We start from the raw sequence: 22,230 nt of genomic DNA, 5'->3' as shown, positions 1-22,230 counted from the left end.
TTAAAAGGGGATGCCTCTCGAAGTGATTTAGAAATGCTGATGGCATCAGCCTGACGAAGTGCTCCCTGATAGACAACAGTCACCTCGAAACAGTTCCACAGTAATCTGCTAACTCGCCTTCTCAGGAGGGTTTTCCAGAATCTGAGAGACCACTTTCGCGGGACGGCCGTTGGTGATGATCTGCTCCTGGCCGTTATGCAGATAGAGCAACTGTTGATAGTCAAGTCCGAACAGTCGCATGATGGTTGCCTGAAAATCGTTGGGGGTGACCACATTCTCGACAGCGCGATGACCAAATTCATCGGTCTTCCCGAACGTCATGCCCGGTTTCACTCCGCCTCCAGCTAGCCAGATACTGAAACCCTGCCCGTTATGATCGCGGCCCGCTTTTTTCGCATCGCCGTGACTTTGGGTGACGGGAAGTCGTCCAATCTCACCGCCCCAATGAACCAGCGTCGACTCCAACATGCCTCGTTGCTTCAGATCTTTGACGAGTGCCGCCGAAGGTTTATCGGTCCGGCCGCAAATCCCGGGCAGTCCCGTTGTAATATTACTGTGGTTATCCCATGGCTGCCCTCCATGGAACAGCTGGATAAATCGTACTCCTCGTTCCACCAGACGGCGAGCAATCAGACACCGCGTCCCGTATTCGCGTGTCTTGGGATCATCGAGTCCGTACATCTCCTGCGTCGCTTTGGTTTCCTGTGAAAGGTCCAGCGCTTCGCGAGCTGATGTCTGCATGCGAGCCGCCAGTTCATAGCTCGAAATCCGTGCTTCTAAATCCGATTCGTGCGGATGTGTTTCGAAATGCTTCCGATTTAATTCCTGCAGCAATTCCAGGTTTTGTGCCTGTAGAGAACCGCGTAAATGCGCCGGCGCATCCAGGTTTAAAATCCGAGGCTCCTTCGGACGCAGAACGGTCCCCTGAAACAAAGAAGGCATGAAGCCGTTTGACCAGTTGGTCACACCATCTACGGGAAGCCCGCCCGGATCGGTCAGCACCATATAAGCGGGCAGATTTTGTGACTCGGTCCCTAAACCATACACCAGCCACGAACCCAGGTTTGGTCGCCCGACGACGCCAGGAATGCCACCATGAAAATAACGAATCGAAACTTCATGCCCGTTTGCGCCGGTATGCATGGAGCGAATCAGACAAATATCATCGACAATCTCACCCAAATGAGGCAGCAGTTCAGATACCTCAGTGCCGCACTCGCCATGTTTGCGGAATTTCCACGGGCTGCCAAACAGCTTTTTACTGGCCTGATTAACGAAACTAAATTGAATATCGCCTTTGAAATCCGTTCCACTGTATTTCGAGAGTTCCGGCTTGGGATCGGTCAGATCCATATGCGCGGGCCCACCATGCTGAAACAGCGAGATCATCGCTTTGGCCTGCGGAACGAACGGCGATGTTTTCGGCGTCAGATCAAAATGCTGTTGCGCTAAAGAAACACTCTTCGGCTTGGCCAGCAGATTCTCTTGTTTGAGTATCCAGGCCAGCGCCACGGAACCAATTCCCATTGCGTTTTCTGCGAGAAACTGTCGTCTGCTATACTGTGTCATTATTCAAATACCTGTTAAAAGGCGTTGTCTGATTCTCTTTAATTAAATATGACTCCGTGGAGATTCACCAGTGGAGACTCATCAATCAACATATAAAAACTCATTCGAACTCATCAGTGCCTGACAGAGATTGGTAATCGTCTGTCGGGCCGGGCTCACACCTTTGGGGATCTGCTCCGGATGTTGTTGCAGATAGGTCAGCTGTTTCCCGATAAAACGAGCAACCATTTGCAGTTCTTCCGGCGTTGGTTTCCGGCAGAGCGTTAATTCAAACGCATACACGGCTTGAGCAGGCAGACTCTTTTGTGCTGGTTCCGGTCCTCGGAATTCGGCAGCGGAATCCCACTTGAGTGCCGGCCCTTGTGCACGTTGCAGTGTCAGTTGCATGCCCCAGGAAAAAGAATCGAAGCCAACATCGCCGCCGTTGGCATCAGTAATAAAATCAATCGTGTCGCCCGGCTGTACTGCCAGCGTCGCGACTTTGGTTTCCGCCACACTGTTCTTGGCGCTCCACTGACCAGCCAAACCAGAACGACTGGAAATCACAAACCCGCGTACTCCGTTCCCATGAGCACTACCGTGTTGCAGCTTGCCTGTCACAGACAAAGTTCCTGCTGCGGGAGCCGTCCAGCGACGGACCGCAGCATACTTTCCTGCGGGATGCCCGCCCCCAGCGTTCAGCGTGACCCATCCCAGTTTCGCATCAGGAAGTTTGGCGCCTCCCTGCCAGCTCGATCCGGTCCAATGCGGCAGTGCGGTAAATGTACTTTTTATCGAAGACATTTCATCAAGCGTCCCATAACCATAACTCCAGGCCGGCTTCGCAGTCGGCGGGAGTTCCGGTAGCGCGGCTAATGCCTCGGACGTTAATTCGGGCGATTCTCGCATAATCCGGTCGGTCAGTTTCGCGGCTTGAGAAAGGATAAACGAACCGTTCATCAGCATCAGGGACTGTGTCGCGACGGTCGAATTGGAACGTCGTTCACAGTTGGTTTCCATCACCGGTGCATCAAAGGTTTGCAGCATGCCAACCGGTTGACTGCGTCTCGCTTGAATATACAGACTCCGCCGCTGCTGTCCTCCAGAAACGACGACCTGTCCAAAATCGTCTTCTTTAATTGCCGCTGGAGCACCATACAGCTCTCTGTTAAGAACCCCTGATACCGCCAGCATGCGATCGCGTAACGTTTCGGCTTCTAAACGAATGATCGGCTTGCGCCAGTAGTAATGATTGTCAGCGTCGATTGATTCCTTACTCGGATCATGCGCGCCCGCCTGACGATACGCGGTGGACAGCATAATCGTGCGATGCAGTTGTTTCAGACTCCATTTCTGCTGCATGAATTCCGCTGCTAGCCAGTCCAATAATTCCTGATGCGTGGGGCTGGAACCAAGCTTACCAAACTCGCCGGGCGTTCCGACAATCGCACGACCGAAATGATGCATCCAGATTCGATTGACCAATACACGTGCCACCAGCGGATGCTGTCCGCTCGTCAGCCAGCGGGCATACGCCAACCGCCGCCCCGTTGTCGGCAGCGCGCTGTCATTGAGAGGCAGTTCATGCCGTTGACCTTCCGACGAAACCACAGTCAATGCAGCCGGTTTGATCGTCTGCTTTGGCTGACGATAATCGCCCCGATGGAACAACTTCGTTTCCGGCACATGGTTGTTGGGTTCAATGGCAACACGCAAGAACTCTTCGACCGGTTTTTTCTTGCGGATTGCCGCAATATTCTGATCGTATTTTTTCAACTCTTCCGCAGCTTTAGGCAGGTATTGATAGAGCACACCCCGTGAAATATTCACGCTCGGATTTTTCTTTAACAGTGCGACTTGCTCAGGCGTGCGTTTCTTCTTCTCGGTCTGATAGGCAGCCTTCAGTTGATCACGCAGAGGCTGCTCATATTTCGTCAACTCTTTTTCCAAAGCTTCCGCCATATATTTGGCCTGCTTTTCATTCTTTTCCTTCACCACTTTTTGGACTTCTGCTTCGACTTCCGCGGCTTTCGCCCGGTCGGCAGCCGTGTAGAGTGAAACCCGCCGTTGCTGCGGCGTTTGCCATTTCTGCCAATCAAAGGTCGGCTCAAAAACAGCGCGCAACGCAAAATAATCGGATTGAGGAATCGGATCGTAGCGATGATCATGACACTGCGCACAGGCAACACTCAAGCCGAGCAATGAGGAACCGACAATTTTCATTGTGTCGGTAATCACCTGATTCCGCGCTTCCGGAGTATTTTTTCCGCTGCCGGTTCCATCAGCGGCCATACGTAAAAATCCGGTCGCGGTGAATAATTCAATCTGCCGCTCGGTGAGATCCCCTTCCCGCTTTCCAACCAGTTCATCCCCGGCAAGCTGCTCGATAATAAACTGATCAAAAGGTTTCCCGGTATTGAGTGACTTGACGACATAGTCCCGATATTTCCAGGACCAGGGCCGAACATCATCTTTGACTGTGTAGCCTTCGGAATCAGCGTAACCGGCTACGTCTAACCAGTGCCGCGCCCAGCGTTCGCCGTAATGCGGAGACTTGAGCAGTTCGTCTAACAACGTTTCGTACCAGTTTTCCGCATTGTTCGACAGCACCCGCTGCAGTTCTGCTGGATTCGGGGGCAGACCTGTCAAATCAAAATACGCCCGCTTGATCAATGTCAGCTTATCGGCATCCGGAGAGAACGTCAGTCCTTCCGGCATCGCCTGTAGCAATAACGCATCAATGGGTGTGCGGACCTTGGGATTCTTTTTAGTAGCGTCAGCAACCTGCGGTCTTTTGATCGGCTGGAAAGCCCAGTAGGCTCGCTCTTCCGGAGTGATCCCCAAACCCGGTCCAATGGTTTCCGGCTCTGGACGACTTGTTTTCGCTCCGGCTGCAATCCAGCGTTTGAGTGTCTCGATCTGATCTTTAGGAACCTGCGCTTCTCCCGGCGGCATATCTCCACTCTCGATGCGGGAGATCAAATTGCTCTCGTCCGGTTTGCCCGGGACAATCGCTTCGCCTGATTCGCCCCCTTTGATCAGAAAACGCACCAGACGCAAATCGAGCCCACCTTTCATCTCTTCGGTGGCACCGTGACAGTCAAAACAATGCGCACGAAAAATCGGCCGAATGTGTTCTTCATAGGTCAATTTCTCAGGCTGGCCCGTCTCGGCAGCATTCACAGCCCCGGCAAAACCGAACAACACCAGCAGTATCAAACAAATTCGTTCGAATCCAGTCGTCATCAAAGACTCCCTCAATACTTTTTCATTTCCAATATCAGAGTTCATATCGTAGGAGGCACCGGAAGATTTTTCAAGCATTAATGTTTGTTGATGTGTATTCAACATGTTTTACTGTCGGTATTTATGAAATCCACATTTGTTAATTCCTCGATCGCGGAAAGAGTTCAACGCTCGTTTCTCCAAACTGATCCTCTCATCTTATGGCCCTGTCTCAGGTAGCCCTGTCTCGGGAATCATTTTTCACCAGAGTTAGACGGTCCTGGAACGTCCGCTTTGTGAAATTCCACGTTAACTAAACTTTTACTTAGTGCTCCCAGCAAATCACTTATGCACAAATTGTCATCACTCACTTGAACTGTCGTCTCGAATTGGTAGTCTAGGTAAAACGACTAAAGTTAGAATCCTTTATTTTGTCCCCGTGATCACAACTTAGTTCTGCAACAATGAGGCTTTGATGAACACTGCTCACCAAGGATCGTCTCAAGAAGATCAGAAATCAGTAACACATTTAGAAGCAACCAATTTTATTCACAAAATGAGAAAGGAATTAGCAAACGGAAATGGGTTTGTTCCTTTGCTGGGAGCAGGTGTTTCTGTTGGTTCTGGTGTCCCTATCATTAGTGAAGTTCGTACCTTTTTAGCGAAATGCCTCAAGCTGGCACTCGGCGTTGGTTTACAGGAACAAGATCGCAGGAAACGTCGCTGGTATCCGCGAACTGACGCCTGGCCCCCCCTCAAGAACATCCGTCTGCAAGATGCCCATCATGCCTTTGACGAAATCGTGGCAGAAATTCACAAGAAACGCGAATCGACCTATTCAGCTGAAAATGAATCTCAGGTCTTTGAAGAAGCAATTGGAGCGCTGGCAGACTGGCGATCTCTGCTACTCTTTCTTTCCCGTCTGGAATATTTTCCGAAGGTCACTGCTCAGCCTAGCGAGAACCATAAAACGAATATCCTGCGTTTAGGGCCTCCCAACTATGATGTTATCGATTCTTTCTTTCATCATATCTCGTCCGGGAAACGTCCGTGTCTCGTCCATATGATGATTGCACAACTCGCCAGTCCAATGCGATTTGAAGTTGTGCTGACAACAAATCTGGACGAACTAACTGAAGAAGCATTTCGAGAAGCAGGCGAGCCACTTGACCCAGTTGATGTCCATTTAAGTGCTAGTATCCCCAACGCGTCTTCCAGCAGGGATCGAATCTTAATCAAGCTGCACGGAGGGAGATATGGTGTCCGTGCGGATTACTCTCTGGACGACGAACCAACTCTGAAAGAAAAAGAAAACTTCCGTTCCTATTTCTGGAGAAATGTACGTGAAACAACGATTGATGAGTCGCATCGGTTTTCAAACTCTGAAAAAGACATCAAAAACCATGCATTTATCCTGGGAACTTCCGGAAATGACCGACGTGTGATCGAACTCTTAAAGTACACTATCAAACGCCGGAAACAGAATCAGTCAAACGGCACTGCTTCAGATCAAGTCACCAAGAACGATACAGTCACGAACGGAGACAGTACTCCCCCCAAAATTTTCTGGGTCTGTTATACAGAACGAGATCAAAAAGAAGTCGAAGCAGCATTTCAGAATTCCGATGCCGAAATTTATACAATCACACATTCATTTCTCGGTGCATTTCTGTTGCAACTGTTTCAGTCTGTCACCTGCTCATTACCCCCCAAGTCAGCTCCGTTCCCTACTTCGGCTTCATTCAGTTTTCCTCCAGCCGATCTATCACCGAAAAAAATCCGTCTCCTCGATAATCTGATTCACGCTGGCATCGATAAAAGTGGAGCTGAAATCAGCGAGACCGCAGACTCCCTGTTCCATGATGAAAAACGTGTTCATACTGAAAAAATTAGAGAGTGCCGGTTACTGAGGCTGACAGCACCTCCCGGCCATCACGGCGTGATTAGTAAAGGCATTCATCATTTCTATCGCGCGATGTCAAAACAAAGACAGGCTGTCTGGATGTCGATGGAACATATTGGCAGCACCGATGAGTTATTTGAAATTCTAACCGATGCCGTTGCGAAAACCGCAGGACTTTCAGATTGGATGCCGATTGTGCTGTATGATCAATCGGAAAAAGCGGTGCGCGAAATCAGGCGACTCACACAAGGACGTAAAGAGTGGGTAATTTTTATCGATGCACGTGATGGTGCCGGTTCATCTCGCTGTGATATGGATGATAAGCAGAATAAAGATGCGCAAAAATATCCAAATGGCTGGCTGGACAAAGTCAGCGAAACGGATACTCCCCGTCGAAAAACAGAATTAGAAGATCCTTCTTCTAATGCAAATGAATTTGCTGACCTGCTAGCACGCGTGTCCGGTACTGAATGCCAGAATGTTAATTTAGTCTTACTCTATCATGCATATCTACCCGATAAAGACGAGCAGAATGAATTCGTCCCCACTCCACTACAGGAATACCTGAGTTCGAAAAACCTAGGACGCAAGATTGAAGTCAAAGACGGTTATGCGTTTCAAGCCACAAACCTGGCAGGAACAATAAAAGTTCCCGACAAGAACACTGCCCCCCATGAAACGGAAATATCAAAAATTGAGTTGATTGAATCAACTAAACTGCAACAAGATTTTACGCAGGAGAAATCTGCTCAGAAGGGTCTCGAGTGGGCTAACAATAAAGACAAAGCGACATTCCTGCTCGCATTGTGCCTGACTGACCGGTTTCGCTACCCTGATCTGCTACTTTCCGATGCGTTTTTTCCACCGGAGGCTCTTTTCCCATCTACACAGGAACTCTCTAATCAATTCCGAAGCCGCTACAACCTGATATTTGGAATTGCTGAACCAAAGGAAAAAGAAGCCCTTGGGTGGATTGATGAATTAGCGGATGCAGAACTGTGTATCGTCAGGCGCATGCCTGGTAATTTTACCTGGATGCATGCTCCCGCAAGAAATTATCTGCGTAAATATTTTCAATCCCATGTGAGCTCAACCGACATAAACAGCAAGTGGGACGTTCGTAACTCAAAAACCGAAGTTCGTTTACCATTCGCCTGTTTCCGCGCTCATTATCTAATAGCAGACTGGTATGACAAACTTTTTCGCTCTTCGGGAGATCCACTTGCAGGTCTCGAAGGGGTCACTCATTTTCTCAATGCCGCTTATGAAGCATTCCAGATTTTACGACATAACCGAGCAAAGAAAAAAGGGAAATCCTCAGTCTGCTGGGCGCCGCCAAAAAAAGACAGCGATGTACCAGTGGTTCCCCTTGAGCAATTAATTGCATCTCTGTCGGCAGCGCGCCTGTTGCTTCAGGAAGTCGAGCCCGCTGCTTCAGTAACAGGCTACCCTAAAGCCACCTGCCGAAGACTTGTTTACATCCGAGAAAAATTGCTGAAGACTCTACATACAGAAATTTCTAACAAAATCCCCCCTAAAGTGACCTTTCTTAAAGAAGATCTGCAGGCCATTAAAAATGCACAAAGCCTCATTCATCAGATGGTACTGCGCGCCTTATATATCAAACGTGGAATCGCGCGCGAGGTCTCAGAACATAACCGTGGCTTTTTTCGGCATCGCCAGATTCGTGAGTATCTGTTGAGCCATGAAATCAAATTCAACTTATTCATGCCCGAAAATCAAGAAGACTTTGACTACATCAGAAATAATACAGAAGACACCTTGAAATCGTTAAAAGATAAAAGCACGATCTGGAATGATTGGATCGAGGAAAACAACTCCATCGGAGATCAACACCTGTTAAATGAATTTGCTTCCTGGTACCGTCATGGTGGCATTCTCTGCCTGGCAACGCGCGGCTATCCCGCTACGATCAGACAATTATCCAACGCATTTCAGATTTCATGCAGAGTGATAGAAGACAGCAATAATCGCGAGCTGCCAGTGTGGGAGTATGCATCTTCGGGGAAAGGTCCTAATTCGACAGGTTTGTTAGAGTTACTTCAGTCGGTCAAGCTGCTTGATGAGGATGAATTGACCGAGGTTCAACAAATCACTAAAGCACTTGCTTTCACTCCCGCACAGTCAGCGAAGGACTGTGAAAACCCCTATCGAGGTGACTATGAGTGTGGAGGATTAGAAGATTTCCATGAGATACTCAATTCAATTGAGTGTCAAGTTTCAGGTGATCAGATTGAAGAACACCTTCCAAAACAGCTAGATGAATGGCAGCTGGTTGCTGTTTCTGATCTGGCCAAATGCTTGTGTCGGCAGGTCCAATGGTTGATCGTTCAGATCGAATCGGCGCGCTTTGCCTGTGGGAAAAGCATCATTAAGCAGGAAAATAAATGGTGTCAGAAAGCGATCGAAATCCACCACTTTTTCAATCGAATTTCACGTCGTCAAAACACCTCCGATACATTTACATCCACTCATAGTCGTCAGATGATGGAAACGCAAATGTCGACCATTTACGGAATCCAGGCAGACTGGCATAAATCCCATGAATCTTTAGACAGGGCTCGCGGACTCACCTCCAACCTGGGTGCATCCGATTCACTACTAAACTCTGGTATCATTGAACTGCATCGAGCCCAACTCTTTTTACTCCACGCCCGGTGGCTCGGTGATGGGATTATTCCCGAAACACGTCGGAACTTATTACGTATGTTACACAGGATTGCACGCGAAAATCATTCCCGAGGACTCGAAGGTCTTAATAAATCCGAACAGGAAATTATTCGCTATCTAAAGGATGCAAAAGACTATTGGGTTAAAAATAAACAGTCTGCCAAGACTCCTTTTAATTTAAATAATTTGAAGACTGATTTATCAAGCGGCCGCAGACTGCTGGAAGACGCCGAAGCCAGTTTGAAAAAAGCGGAAAAAGCCCTCGTACAAAAACACAAAAATGTCTGGTGGTCCACCTGGTTGTTTGAATTACAGGCCAAGGTCATCGAATATCGACTGTTATTTTCCATTCACGAACGGGTATACCATCTTATCTTCGAATCTCCGGATAGTTCACGAGAGCAGATTACATCAACACGTGCTGGAATAGTTCCCATTCCTGATTTCGGTTCCAATTCCTGCTCCCGTGGCGAACCGACCATTCTCGATGATGCCTTGGACAATACGTTGCGTATGGTTCGACTCGACCTGGTTCGATTATCGCGCGTTGTAGAAAGTTATGCTATTTGTCACTGGGCATTATCAATTTTAATTCAACTGTCACCTGACCTCGAATGGCTTCCTACACGGCAGGAATTGATGAGAAATGCACTCGGCGCAGATCGTCAAAGAACTGCGATCGAAATCCTGCAAGCAAAAATCAAACGACGGAGCAGTATGCCTCCCGCACTCGACCCGTTCGCTCACGCTTACGCGGAAAACACATTACAACTGGCCCGAGATGTCGTCGATTTCACGCCCATTCATGGTGGGTCGTAAGCAGCTTATTCGCTGGAGAATTCGTATACCTGGGATTCATGTATCTCATTAAAGCATTTTTTTGTTGCCTGATCACATAAAAGAATACATACTGCTTATGCATACCAGACAACACTATGCATGCATGACGTGCATCAACAATCCGTAAGGAACGAGACCGTGGAAGTCGATCAGTTACGCTATTTTTTACGTGTCGCAGAACGGGGTAATTTTACCCGCGCGGCGGAAGAATTATTGATTTCCCAGCCCGCTTTGAGCCGTTCGATCCAAAAACTGGAAGACGAACTCGGGCAGCCTGTCTTTGAAAGAAAAACGCGTTCCCTCGCGCTGACGGAAGCAGGCATTCTCTTGCAGTCGCGTGCGCAACAGATTTTGACCCTCATCGAAGACACGAAAGCGGAAATCTCAGACGATGGTCATACGGGCCAGATTCGCGTGGGCGCCATTCCCACGATTGCCCCCTACTTCCTGCCCGATTTTCTCCGCCAGTTTTCCACCGAATTCCCCGAAGCAACACTTATCGTACAGGAAGAAACCACCGACAAGCTGCTTCATCGCTGTACTCAGGGAGAAATCGATCTGGCGATTCTCGCGCTACCAGTCCCTGCCCGATACCTTGAAGTGGAAGAACTATTTCAGGAAGAATTACTGTTAGTCCTGCCGCCGGAGCACCCTCTGGTTGAGAAAACTAAAATCCGCCTGGCTGATATCAAGCCTTTTCCGTTCGTACTGTTGGATGAAGCACACTGTCTGTCCGATAATATCGTTTCCTTCTGTCGCCAGCGTTCCTATCATCCCGTGGCTGTCGAACATACAAGCCAACTGGCCATGGTCCAGGAACTCGTCTCGCTCTCCCATGGGATTTCCATGGTCCCGCAAATGGCACGCGACCGGGATGAAACAAACCGACGCGTCTATCGCTCTTTGAGCGGAACCAAACCGATGCGTAAAATTGCCGTCATCTGGAATCCCTATCGCTTTCAAAGTCGCCTGCTGGAGACGTTCAAAGACCGTTTGCGCGTTTATGTACAACAGCATAAACAGCAGAAGAAATGATTTTGATTTGCACCTGTCTGAGAAAACATCTTCATTGAAAGATGCATAGCGGGTATGGCAACGATCGAAATAATGCATTAGACATCTCTATTCCGGCCCTCTATAGTTCATCTGCAACGAACATTTGACCGATACATTATAATCAGCCTGATCAGATTCACCCCCTCATCCCACCGGATGACGGCACACTGGAATGACCATTCAAGGAGCAGAGAACATGAACAAGAAACCGACGCTGACAACGACAGGCGGTGCGCCCATCGCCGATAATCAAAACTCGTTGACAGCCGGTCCACGTGGCCCCGTTCTGATGCAGGATTACCAGTTGCTCGAAAAGCTCGCACATCAGAATCGTGAGCGGATCGCCGAACGCGTCGTGCATGCCAAAGGCTGCGGCGCGCATGGCACATTGACGATCGAGCATGACATCAGCAAATATACGAAAGCGAAAGCACTGCAACAGGGAATCAGAACTGACATGGTCGCCCGCTTTTCTACCGTCGCCGGCGAAGCTGGTGCCGCTGATGCCGAGCGCGACGTGCGTGGCTTTGCACTCAAATTCTACACGGAAGAAGGCAACTGGGATCTGGTCGGCAATAATACGCCGGTCTTCTTTATCCGAGATGCTTACAAGTTCCCGGACTTCATCCATACACAAAAACGTCATCCCAAAAGCAATTTGCGTTCTCCCACCGCAATGTGGGATTTCTGGTCTCTCTCGCCGGAATCACTCCATCAGGTCACGATCCTGTTTTCCGATCGCGGTTTGCCGGTTGGCGTGCGGAACATCAATGGTTACGGCAGTCATACCTATAGTTTCATCAATGAACAGGATGAACGATTCTGGGTCAAGTTCCACTTTAAAACCCAGCAAGGGCACAAACACTGGACCAACGAAGAAGCCGAACAGGTCATCGGTAAGACACGTGAAAGCACGCAGGAAGATCTGTTCTATTCCATCGAAAAAGGAGACTTCCCAAAATGGAAGTTCCAGATCCAGGTGATGCCGGAAAGCGATGCAGACCAGACGCCTTATAATCCGTTTGACCTGACCAAAGTCTGGCCACACAGTGATTACCCCTGTATCGATGTCGGCACAATGGAATTGAATCGCAACCCGGAAAACTACTTCGCGGAAATCGAACAGGCCGCGTTCTCGCCTTCCAACGTCGTTCAGGGCATCGGTTATTCTCCCGACAAAATGCTACAGGCCCGCATCTTCTCCTACCCCGATGCACACCGGCATCGTCTGGGAACCCACTACGAATCGTTGCCCGTCAACGAACCAAGGTGCCCCGTGCATCATTACCACAAAGATGGTGCGATGCACTTCAAATCGAACGGCTGCCCTGTGGACGCTTACTACGAACCGAATTCCTTCAACGGTCCTGTCGAGCGTCCGGATGTCGCCGAACCGCCGTTGAAAATATCCGGCGATGCGGCCCGCTATGATCACCGCGAAGGAAACGACGATTATTCACAGCCCCGCGCGTTATTCCAGTTGTTTGACGACGGCCAGAAAGCCCGGCTGTTCTCCAACATCGCCGCCGCCATGCAGGGCGTACCACAAGAAATCATCGACCGCCAGCTCAAACACTTTGAGCTAGCCGACCCGGCATATGCAAAGGGCGTTCGTGAAGCGTTAAAGGCATCCTGATTGTCTTGAGTCTAAAAAAGAATCCCCTGCCGACGGCAACTTGTCGGCAGGGGTTTTCTGTTTAAGAGCCCTTTTTTCGGACCGCTCGTTTCTGATGACGTGCGTAATCTTCGAAACGAATTTTCGCGATCCGACCTCGATCGGAAGTACGCACAACGAGACCTTCCGGTTTCCCGCCTGCTTTCGCATCTAAAGATACCAAAGTATCGGGAAGCATTGACTGCAGCCACATCTGAGTTTCGACAATTGTGGTAGGCAGTGTTTCCCGAATCTGAATCCGAGGCGTTAATTCCAATTGCAGCGAACGAACAAACTCGGTCAGTTCCCGTTCATCCAGAAACGTCTGACCGGCATTCTCACGCCAGGCAGCAATTGCTTCCAAATTGGTATCGAGATGTTTCACAGACACACGACTCACATCGAAAACTCGATAACCGAATTCCCGTTTGCTCGTGTACTGTTTCGCGGCTACCGTCGTTTTCCCACCATACGTTTCCAGATACACAACGGTGATGACATCTGATGCAGTGGAAAATGTAGATACAATTCGCTCCGCAGTCTGTTTGAGCGTCTCCACAATTCCCAGCGCAGGGTTATGGATCAGATCACCCCGCGCATGCAGCAATTCTTCCCGACTGCCGATCAGATAGCATCCATCCGGCATCAGTATGATCCGACTGTTCGTACCATCCACCTTCTCGGTTGCGATCAGATCCTTGCCACCGAAGTCAACAACCTCTTCCAACAGCGCTCCCCGCTCACCCATCGCGTGATAAGTGGGAATCGAAGGGTACTTCGTCGCGCTGTTCAGTTTTCTCAAATCCAATTCACGTGTAACTCGCATTGGTGTTCCTGTTTCTCTTATTATTTTTTCTCACTCCTCACACCAGTTGATCACCAGATCAGCATACCGCTCCCAGATCAATGGAAATCGGGTGACATTTGGAATGTGATTCACTTCCAATAAATACTTTGAGCCATCTTTGCCAACAATATAGTCATTGGCAATCACAGGCAGGCCGAAATACTCCGCTAGTTGTCTGGTATCGTCGGCCAGTTCCGGATCAACGTCCATCAAGTCGGCTGCGGAATCATGAATCGATTTCAACCAGTCGTCACCTGCCTGACGAATCTGCAGGACTTCTTCGCCCAGCAGAATCACGCGCACGGCTTCGCCCGGATAAAACGGCTCGAGTGTGCTACTGAACTCTGCACGCCATTCGCCCTGAATCCGTGCCTTGTTTTCGCCGCAGTGCCAGTTCCCCCACTTTGCCACCTGCTCCGATGAAACATTCACAACACTACCGACGGGCACATATCCACGTCCAAAACCGGGAAACCGAGTTTGAGAAAGTGCTCGCACCAGACAGGCGTGTTTATCACGGCAGTTGAGCATCCCCAGCGGATCAGGAAAACAGGGTCCGCCCCATAATGCCAGCGCGACAAACAGTTCTGCATCGCATTCAAAGATTCCATGAAAGATCACACGATCCACGCGCGACTGCCAGCCCCCTGATGCATTATCAATAAAAAGTTGACCGTTCTCTACCCGGAAACCGGGTAGAGACGGATGCGCCAGGACTCGTCCTGAAATTCGCGATTTCAGCTTAGAAATCTCAGGTTCATCAAACCCGATTAGACAAATACACTCATTCATATTTTTTCTCCAAGGTTCATCTCGAGTTCATTCACTGGGGATGTGCCTCAAATATAACATCGGAACGCAGCGCGTACTTGACGCCAGTTTCAACTCTGTTTCCGCAATGATAAAGTTCGTGTGGAAAAACCACGGCCAGACCGGTTTCCGGTGTCACCATCGTATGATCAAAACAAGTTTCCCCGCCGGTATACTCTTCATTCAGATAGAACAGAACCGTGTAAAACGTGCGTCGGGTTTCACTCCACTCGAAAGCAAAGTCCTCATGACGTCTAAACTCCTCGCCCGGCAGATATTTATAACAGCGCAGTAGTTCATTCAAGCCACACGGTTGAAACGACGCCAGAGGCGCATGCAGGTCCGGAGACGGATTAACCCCACCTGTATAAGTAGCGGACAATTCCGGCACATGAGATCGAATACGTTCCCAGTAAGACTGCGCCAGTTCCCGGTCTTCAAAGACACAACGGGCGCGAACGACGCGATCACGGTCTCCCGAAAGTTGTTCCCGAAAGCCCTCAGATTCCAGACGTTCAATGAGCGCTGCGCATTCTACTTTACTGAGAATATTTCTCAATTGGATGATCCGTCTCATGATTTCCTCTACCATCTTGATCAGAAGCGTTTTACATTATTAAAGAAAAAGTGGACCGGATGGGAATCGAACCCAACACACCGACTTTGCAAAAGTCAGTCGCCCCCAAGGTACATGCCAGCCCTTAATAAAACAAATAGCAGAGCCCGGTATCGATCCGGGCAGTCCAGCCTTATGAGAGCCGGTTGGGCACCTGCCCCTCTGCGTCATACAGTAGCCAAGGCGAGATTCGAACTCGCACTCCTTAAAGGAACGACTTTCTGAGAGTCGCGCGTCTTCCAGTTTCGCCACTTGGCCATAGTGAAACCATCATCAAAGTGCGTTGGGACGGAGTTGAACCGCCAAAGCTATAAAAGCGGGTGGGTTACAGCCACTTGGGCTCGCCAATGCCCAGCCAACGCAGGTTAATTCGATCTAGCTCGTATTCCATTGAAGCATGGTATCTCCCATTTCTAAGAAACTCGTTCCCCATGTCCACTGAGACACTCACAGATTAGTGGCGCGAGCGGGAGTCGAACCCGCAAACAATCACGATATTTTAAGTTTCGTTGCTTTACCAGTTTGCATACCGCGCCGGATTTAAGCGTCCCCGATGGGATTTGAACCCATGACCTTCTGCGTGACAGGCAGACGAGCTTTCCGGACAGCTCCACGAGGACGTAATTTGTGTAGTAGCTCGAGTGGGATTCGAACCCACAGCATCTCTGGTTCTAAACCAAAGTGGTCTGCCAATTGCCTACCGAGCCAAATTTTGATTTTCAGTGAAGCACGCCCCCAAGGATTTGAACCCTGATCCACCGGGTTGGAACCGGTCATGCTGCCGTTACACCAGAGGCGTCTGTTTTGACATAAAAGACGATGACTTCCACTCAAGCTGCGGTGGCAGGAATCGAACCTGCGTCAAGACGATTAACAGTCGCCCACCCATACCAACACGAGTACCACCGCATTATTATTTTTCTCTTTCATCATCCCGCTTTTCGCGGAGTCAGGGTGACTGGATTCGAACCAGCGATCTCGTGCTCCCAAGGCACGCGGGTTAGACCAGACTTCCCCACACCCTGTTTAAATAAGAGCGCCCAGCGGGAGTCGAACCCGCACTTCCGCCATGGCAAGACAGTAGGCTGCCGCTACATCATGGGCGCTAATTTGTTTTCCTATTCTTAAAGTGACCAAAGAGCACCAGGTGGGAATCGAACCCACATTGTCGCATCACAAGTGCGATGTCTTACCAGCTTAGATGACCGGTGCCTGTTTCATTCAAATCTCATAATGAGGTCGGAGGGACTCGAACCCCCACCTGACTGGTTAAAAGCCAGTAATGCTGCCATTACACCACGACCCCGAAAGGAACAGGGGGCCGTGCGTTTAGAATGAAAAATAGAATCCATGACAAAAACTCCTTAAAAAATGAAAGTGACCCGTGTGGGATTCGAACCCGACCTACCCGGCGTGAAAGGCCGGTAACCTCACCAGAAGTTGAACGGGCCAGATTAAGTACGTACTCCGATCGCAGAGCGGAAGCAGCGGCACATAAAGTTGAAAATTTGATTTCGCTGATAGCGAAAGACACGAAAAAACCCGCTGCCTTGCGACACCGGGTGATTGAAACGTTCTGCAGATCAACCAGATGTCAACAGCGCAAACCGAGCGCGAGTAATTCTTCAGCCGGGAGGCCGGCATTCAAATCGCTTTTCGGATAAGCATTGAAATTGGTTAAAAGTAGATCGAAAAACATGGAAAATGAAATCCCGTAGTTTAAAAAGATGTTCGGTGTTTTATAAACGGTCTGCCTACATAGAGGGCGAACAAAAAAAACGGTTCGCCTGTTTTTGAAACTTTCAATTATTTGGAGGGAATAAAGACCGCGAAAGAATGTACAATTTTCTTGCCTGAATTATCTTCCAAATAAATCTCAAGATTAACCTTTGAAAGAGGATACTTTTCCGGAACCTTCCAGGAAACCAGACCGGTTGGAGAAACTGTCATACCATGGGGAAATCCCGATCCCAATTTGTATTTGACGCCCCCTTTCTTTGATCTGACTTGTATCTGGTATTGCCAGAGCTGACCTGCCGGCGCAGTTGGAACAGGATTAGACGTGAGAAAGAAATAATCGTCTCCTTTTTTTTCCAATAATTCATCAATGTCAACTTTATGGACAATCAGTTCCTCACATGAAGCAGGAAATTGCACCAGTATGTTGGCGCTGGGAACTAAAGTGTAACGTTTTTCAAAATCCAAGCCGATTTTGTTTTCAAAATGTCTGATTAGGCTGACCTTGGGATCAACACTCGTCATCGAATCTAAGAATTTTTTATTATTTTCCAGATAGATTGATCCGTAGGAATCAAAGTAGAAACCGGACTCAGTCGCAGGGAAAAGTCGAATTTGAAGCCTTTTTGACTGCCGAACATGCTTTGGATGAAATCTGGAATAGAAATCCTCTTTTGAATAAGCCATCGAACCATCATAATTGAGCAGAAGATGGTCACGAGAATCCAAAAACTTATTGTAGAGACCATACGTGTATTGTTCATATGTATTATCCACTGAGAGAATCATAATTCTGTTATTCACAACAGCAACCTGGCCACCACCTGATACCTGGAGGTAGTTTCCAATTTCCCAATGTGCGAATTGACTGTTATTGACTAACTGAGTCGGTGAAATATTTTTCAGCTTCAATGTTTGGGGATCGAGAAACTGGATTGATTTCGTCTTGTAGCTTTCCCCCATCATCAGAATCACCGGCCCCAGTGATGCATGCCCCATTGCACTCCGGAATACAGGCTCAGAAAGCGGGAATGGAACAGTGGCATCTGATTCCAGCGTGGAAAGATTCCAGCGTTGAATCATTTTATTTTTACGATCGATCACAATCAGATGCTGCGCACCAGCCGTGAAACAGATATCGTCAGAAAGCAACGGAAGATATTTGATAATCTTTGCTTTTGAGGAATCAAACACCGCAATTTGATTCAAGTGTTTCAAATAAAGAAACAGATAACGACCACCGGCACCGACCACCATGTCTGATACTTGTGCAGGGAGCTTGATTTGTTTTTTTTCTCCCTCGAACTGTGCAGGAGTTATCTTCGGTAAAGTGCTTGCAATGCTCCTGATCTCTGATGAAGGACTGCGCGGGCGAGCATTTTCATCCGGTTTCCACTTGCCACGAACGGCGATCTCATACTTGTGAAATATTGTCTGCTGGGAAGCATCAGTCAAAGACATGAGCACGCTTGCTTTGTATCGCGGGTAATCTACAGGTACCTGCCATTGAACAACCCCATCGGATGAAACGGTCATTCCAGGCGGGCCGGCTGCGATTTGATATTGAATTCCCCCCTGCTTTGATCGCGCTTTGATTGGATACTCATAGGTCTCTCCACGTTTGGCCAGGGTTATGGGTAAGCTGGTCACAAATAAATAGTCGAATTCACATGATTCAGCGGCATCTTCAAACTTGATGCGATACAAATCAATCTGATTATTTGACAGAGGCAGGTAAACCATCACTTCAGCAGAGGGAATTAAGTAATATCGCTGCCACTCATTTTGTGCCGATAATAGTCGCCCCTTGCGGTCGGTTTTCTTTTCAACGAAGGGTGAACTTAATAGCGGTTTCTTTTGTCCCACCAGATGAACCGCACACTTCGTTCTCCTGGAGTTCCTTTTCTCTTCGTGCAAAAAGAAACGGCCATGCGTCGCGGGAATCCCAGTCAAATGTGCGGTTGAATCAATAATCTTAAGCTGTTTATTTCGAGCTCCCAAGGTTGAATAAAATAACTCTCCTTCCGGACCAGGAAAGAGGGGATCATACCTAGGATTTGATTCGCGAAATGACTCAATTCCGGTACCCCCTAAAATAATGCTTATCATCTGAGACCCCGATTTGGTGTGACCAAAAGCGCGACCATTCGTCGATGCATTTAAGGTGCCACGAAGACTTTCGCGTTTAGGCCAATCAGCCTGAATAGCACTGGGTTCTAATGTATCAAGATCATAAAATCGAGGTTCATTTTGAAATGCATTATTGCAAAAAATGGGGCCATTAGAACCAGACCCCATCACCATTCGGATAATTATTTCATTATTAGACAAGGTGCGCGTCAGCTCTTTTTCAAAAGTAAGCAAACTGAAGCGTTCGATCACTCGTTGCTGATTTGACATACGAACAACCACAAGCTTGTCTGCACTAGCAGCAAAAGCGAGATCGTTCGGATGGACCGGAATCGTTTTGACGATTTTGCCTTTCGATACATCAAAGATGGTCAGTTGGCGAAGGTTCCTCAAGTAAAAGATAAAGAATCTTCCTCCACCGCCTACGGCATACTTACTATAAATATCCGGAAGAATGATCTCTGATCTATCGCCCGTAATCTGAGCAGGAGTAATCTCAGGCAAGACAGCTGGTTCTAAATGCGCTTCCCCCGGTCTTGTGGTTATGGTGAATGGAGGAGTTTCGGGTAGTTCCGCTTCAGGCTGACCTGTCTCTTCAGAATGAACAACCGACTGATCCGATGGAGCCGCAATAGACTCCGTACTGTCATCTGCTAATTGACAGCCTATAGAGAACAGCAGTCCCCAAAGGTAGATCTGTAAGGAAACGTGAAGCATCGAAGTCACCCATTTCTAACGAATGCAAAAAAACATGAAGTCCGTATCAAATGTATCGTTTCAACCACTATCATGACGCAATGCAATACGTGAAACAACCGTTTCGATGACCGCTTTTCCGAATCAAAAAGAATCGCCCATAAAGTATGACACGCAGTTTTCTGCAATCAGAGCGGGCACATCCTGCGGCTCAATCGATAAAAAATTCAGCGCATCGCCAGCAAAGGGACATTCCGATAAGGAAACTGCAATACGATCAGCGCCATCGCGGTTGCGTATTCATCGCCGATATTCGCATCGTGCCACGCTCCTTCAGGTGATTGCTGCGACAGCAGTTCATCGCGGACCGTTGGATACCAGCGGTCCCATTCGGTTTTCCCCGCCTGCCAGGCAGCATGTGTTGCGTAAAAGCGACCGTAGAAATGGTACTCCGCCAATTGTCCTGGCGAGAGTTCCAATGGCGGGTGTGGCTGGTGCAGGTAGTCTCGACCGCGCTGTACGGCTTCATCATCCTCTAAGCCAGCACATGTTAATGCGACAACCGCCGCTGCAGATCGGGGAAAGAGTGATTCGGGAGGATCATCCAGACGATAACGAAAACCGCCATCCGGGTTTTGCGCCCGCCGTAAAAATTCGACACTGCGATCAATGGCCGAGCGCGGGACAGTAATGCCCGCCTGCCGCGCAGAAAACAAAGCCATCATCTGACACGTGGTAATCGACACGTCCGCATCTTTGGGATTCGAAGTGTAGCACCAGGCTCCCTGCTCGTCCTGCAGATTCAGAATCAACTTTGTTGCGGTCTTTAATACATCGCGCACACGCGGGTCGGCTGCTTCGCCAAATACCTGTCCCAGAAACATCGTGGCAAATCCATGCCCATACAGCGGCGCATGAGTCTTGACATCTGCTTCGACGATGAAGCCATCATCCTGTGCCCTGCTGGTGAGATATTGAATGCACTCCTGAATTGATCGTCGATACTGTCCTGTCATCCCACGGTGTGCCAGGAATGCCGTTCCCGCCAGTGCGCAGACTCCGACATTTCGTGCGTAAGAACCGTGTCTGCCAAATCCGCCATCGGTAACTTGCCGGGATGCAAGCCATTTCAAGCCGCTTTCGATAGCAACAGTCGTTTGCGGCGTCACATGTTCGGGATGTGAAAGTGCTGCTTCAACCGGCTTAGCTCCGCACCAACCTCGCACAGCCGCCAGACCACTGCACAATGCTGCAAAAAGTGCAGATCGGCGTGAATACTTCGGATCGCTCATGTGGGATGTGTTTGATTTATGATCGTGCATTCCGCTGTTCTCTCATAATCGGTACTCAATTTCTCTCTGAATTCTATACGTTTCACTTATCTCAAAGCATGATTTTTTCCAATAAGATTAACTGCCTGAATAAATCCCTTTGTAGCGTTCCCGGGTAACCGATACGATTAATCGTAGTTGATCATAATCAGGTCAGTCATTCCCTGGGAGTAAGCAGTTTCTACGTCTGGGGGTGGCTTAACGGGGCTCATACATGGTATCCTGTATATCATTCTTGCATACGACCTTATAATCCATCTCCGGCACAGACACCGGCACAGACAGTAAACATCTCGAATGAGGACCCCTGATCCTCGAAGGAACTTTGATTATGAAACTCTTACTTGCCATTTTGTTCTTCATCCCAGTGACTGCCTTTGCCGAGGAATGGACGCCACCAGAAAATCCTGATCCACAGACGATTCTCAGCGAAGCCCAAGCCGATGCCCGCGCAAAACACTACGAAGTAGCACTGGCAAAACAGATCTGGATTCATGAAAACTCGCTCAAACATAATCGGGGGTTTACTGGAGTTCGGTTATCATTCGCTCTCAATTCCTGGCATGATCTCGCGAAAGTTTACCCACCTGCTATGGATCGGCTCAGAGAAGCCCGCGATGAAGCATCCAACAAGGTGCTTGAGGGTAAACAACTCTTTAAATCATTCCACGATTTTGTCGCGATCAACCGCACGCTGGATCAAGACTCACTCACGGTCGACACATTCATTCTGCTTGATACCCAAGATAAAGCAGCCGCTAAGAAAGTCTTTCGCCTGGCGAAACCGGCCTTGATTAAAGGCAAGGAATACCAAGTTTGTGATAAATACCTAGAGCCGAAACGCTCCTATGCGCTGATGCTGCATGGTCGTGAGGCAAATCAACGTTTGGCTAAAAACCCTCAAATTGGTCCCCAGATTCTTAAGTTTGGCAATAAGAAATTTACGAACGACATTACCACACTGGTCGCACTGCTGGTTGTCAATGATCGCAAACAGGAAGCAAAAGAAATCGCCAAGAGCGCCAAAGCAGAGTGGGACAACGCCGCCTTCCACGCCGCGATTGACAAAGCATTGGAAGGCAAGGTACCTACTCCCTGGCCTTAAGCAGATCGCCGTCGGCTTCTTTTCCCATCCCCGATACTCCG

Annotated in this window: 11 protein-coding genes and 11 tRNA genes; 4 read left to right on the top strand and 18 right to left on the bottom strand. The window is 48.8% G+C overall.

The window, feature by feature from the left end:
* Nucleotides 1-108 precede the first annotated feature (108 nt).
* The gene (locus AAC022_RS18725) at nt 109-1,569 is read right to left on the bottom strand and encodes a DUF1501 domain-containing protein (protein WP_339733495.1); all 1,461 of its coding nucleotides are present in this window, start codon (nt 1,567-1,569) and stop codon (nt 109-111) included.
* Between the two features lie 81 nt (nt 1,570-1,650).
* Nucleotides 1,651-4,794, bottom strand: coding sequence for a PSD1 and planctomycete cytochrome C domain-containing protein (locus tag AAC022_RS18720; RefSeq protein WP_339733493.1), 3,144 nt, complete (start codon nt 4,792-4,794; stop codon nt 1,651-1,653).
* 454 nt (nt 4,795-5,248) lie between these two features.
* Here AAC022_RS18720 and AAC022_RS18715 point away from each other — a divergent pair, with 454 nt between their 5' ends.
* From AAC022_RS18715 to AAC022_RS18705, 3 genes are all read left to right on the top strand, one after another.
* Complete coding sequence (locus AAC022_RS18715) at nt 5,249-10,186, top strand: SIR2 family protein (protein WP_339733491.1); 4,938 nt, start codon at nt 5,249-5,251, stop codon at nt 10,184-10,186.
* Nucleotides 10,187-10,345: 159 nt separating this feature from the next.
* Nucleotides 10,346-11,242, top strand: a complete 897-nt coding sequence (locus AAC022_RS18710; RefSeq protein WP_339733490.1) for a LysR family transcriptional regulator — start codon at nt 10,346-10,348, stop codon at nt 11,240-11,242.
* A 217-nt stretch (nt 11,243-11,459) separates the two neighbouring features.
* Nucleotides 11,460-12,899 (top strand): catalase, encoded by a 1,440-nt coding sequence (locus tag AAC022_RS18705; RefSeq protein WP_339733489.1) that lies wholly within the window; start codon nt 11,460-11,462, stop codon nt 12,897-12,899.
* A 61-nt stretch (nt 12,900-12,960) separates the two neighbouring features.
* On the opposite strand, the gene AAC022_RS18700 is transcribed toward AAC022_RS18705, so the two are convergent.
* The 16 genes from AAC022_RS18700 to AAC022_RS18625 form a co-directional block, all read right to left on the bottom strand.
* Entirely contained in the window at nt 12,961-13,743 is a 783-nt protein-coding gene (locus AAC022_RS18700) for an RNA ligase family protein (RefSeq protein WP_339733487.1), read from the bottom strand.
* A 30-nt stretch (nt 13,744-13,773) separates the two neighbouring features.
* The gene (locus tag AAC022_RS18695; protein WP_339733486.1) at nt 13,774-14,556 is read right to left on the bottom strand and encodes a hypothetical protein; all 783 of its coding nucleotides are present in this window, start codon (nt 14,554-14,556) and stop codon (nt 13,774-13,776) included.
* 31 nt (nt 14,557-14,587) lie between these two features.
* Nucleotides 14,588-15,151 carry a 2OG-Fe(II) oxygenase gene (locus AAC022_RS18690; RefSeq protein ID WP_339733484.1) on the bottom strand — a complete coding sequence of 188 codons (564 nt, stop codon included), beginning with the start codon at nt 15,149-15,151 and terminating at the stop codon, nt 14,588-14,590.
* A 214-nt stretch (nt 15,152-15,365) separates the two neighbouring features.
* Nucleotides 15,366-15,448 (bottom strand) — tRNA-Leu (locus tag AAC022_RS18685).
* Nucleotides 15,449-15,648: 200 nt separating this feature from the next.
* Nucleotides 15,649-15,726: transfer RNA gene (locus AAC022_RS18680), tRNA-Leu, on the bottom strand.
* A gap of 9 nt (nt 15,727-15,735) precedes the next feature.
* A tRNA-Asp gene (locus AAC022_RS18675) sits at nt 15,736-15,810 on the bottom strand.
* Between the two features lie 13 nt (nt 15,811-15,823).
* A tRNA-Leu gene (locus tag AAC022_RS18670) sits at nt 15,824-15,897 on the bottom strand.
* 21 nt (nt 15,898-15,918) lie between these two features.
* Nucleotides 15,919-15,989 (bottom strand) — tRNA-Trp (locus tag AAC022_RS18665).
* Between the two features lie 36 nt (nt 15,990-16,025).
* Nucleotides 16,026-16,100: transfer RNA gene (locus tag AAC022_RS18660), tRNA-Asn, on the bottom strand.
* Nucleotides 16,101-16,139: 39 nt separating this feature from the next.
* Nucleotides 16,140-16,215: transfer RNA gene (locus AAC022_RS18655), tRNA-Pro, on the bottom strand.
* Nucleotides 16,216-16,225: 10 nt separating this feature from the next.
* Nucleotides 16,226-16,296: transfer RNA gene (locus AAC022_RS18650), tRNA-Gly, on the bottom strand.
* Nucleotides 16,297-16,329: 33 nt separating this feature from the next.
* A tRNA-Thr gene (locus AAC022_RS18645) sits at nt 16,330-16,402 on the bottom strand.
* A gap of 22 nt (nt 16,403-16,424) precedes the next feature.
* Nucleotides 16,425-16,496 (bottom strand) — tRNA-Lys (locus AAC022_RS18640).
* 72 nt (nt 16,497-16,568) lie between these two features.
* Nucleotides 16,569-16,641: transfer RNA gene (locus tag AAC022_RS18635), tRNA-Glu, on the bottom strand.
* A gap of 355 nt (nt 16,642-16,996) precedes the next feature.
* Nucleotides 16,997-19,774 (bottom strand): hypothetical protein, encoded by a 2,778-nt coding sequence (locus tag AAC022_RS18630; protein ID WP_339733483.1) that lies wholly within the window; start codon nt 19,772-19,774, stop codon nt 16,997-16,999.
* A gap of 206 nt (nt 19,775-19,980) precedes the next feature.
* Complete coding sequence (locus AAC022_RS18625) at nt 19,981-21,075, bottom strand: prenyltransferase/squalene oxidase repeat-containing protein (protein ID WP_339733482.1); 1,095 nt, start codon at nt 21,073-21,075, stop codon at nt 19,981-19,983.
* 340 nt (nt 21,076-21,415) lie between these two features.
* Between AAC022_RS18625 and AAC022_RS18620 the strand changes: the two genes are divergently transcribed.
* Entirely contained in the window at nt 21,416-22,189 is a 774-nt protein-coding gene (locus tag AAC022_RS18620) for a hypothetical protein (protein ID WP_339733481.1), read from the top strand.
* Nucleotides 22,190-22,230 lie beyond the last annotated feature (41 nt).

The organism is uncultured Gimesia sp., assembly GCF_963976445.1.
Taxonomy (GTDB): domain Bacteria; phylum Planctomycetota; class Planctomycetia; order Planctomycetales; family Planctomycetaceae; genus Gimesia.
This window is presented reverse-complemented; position numbering and strand designations above follow the sequence as displayed.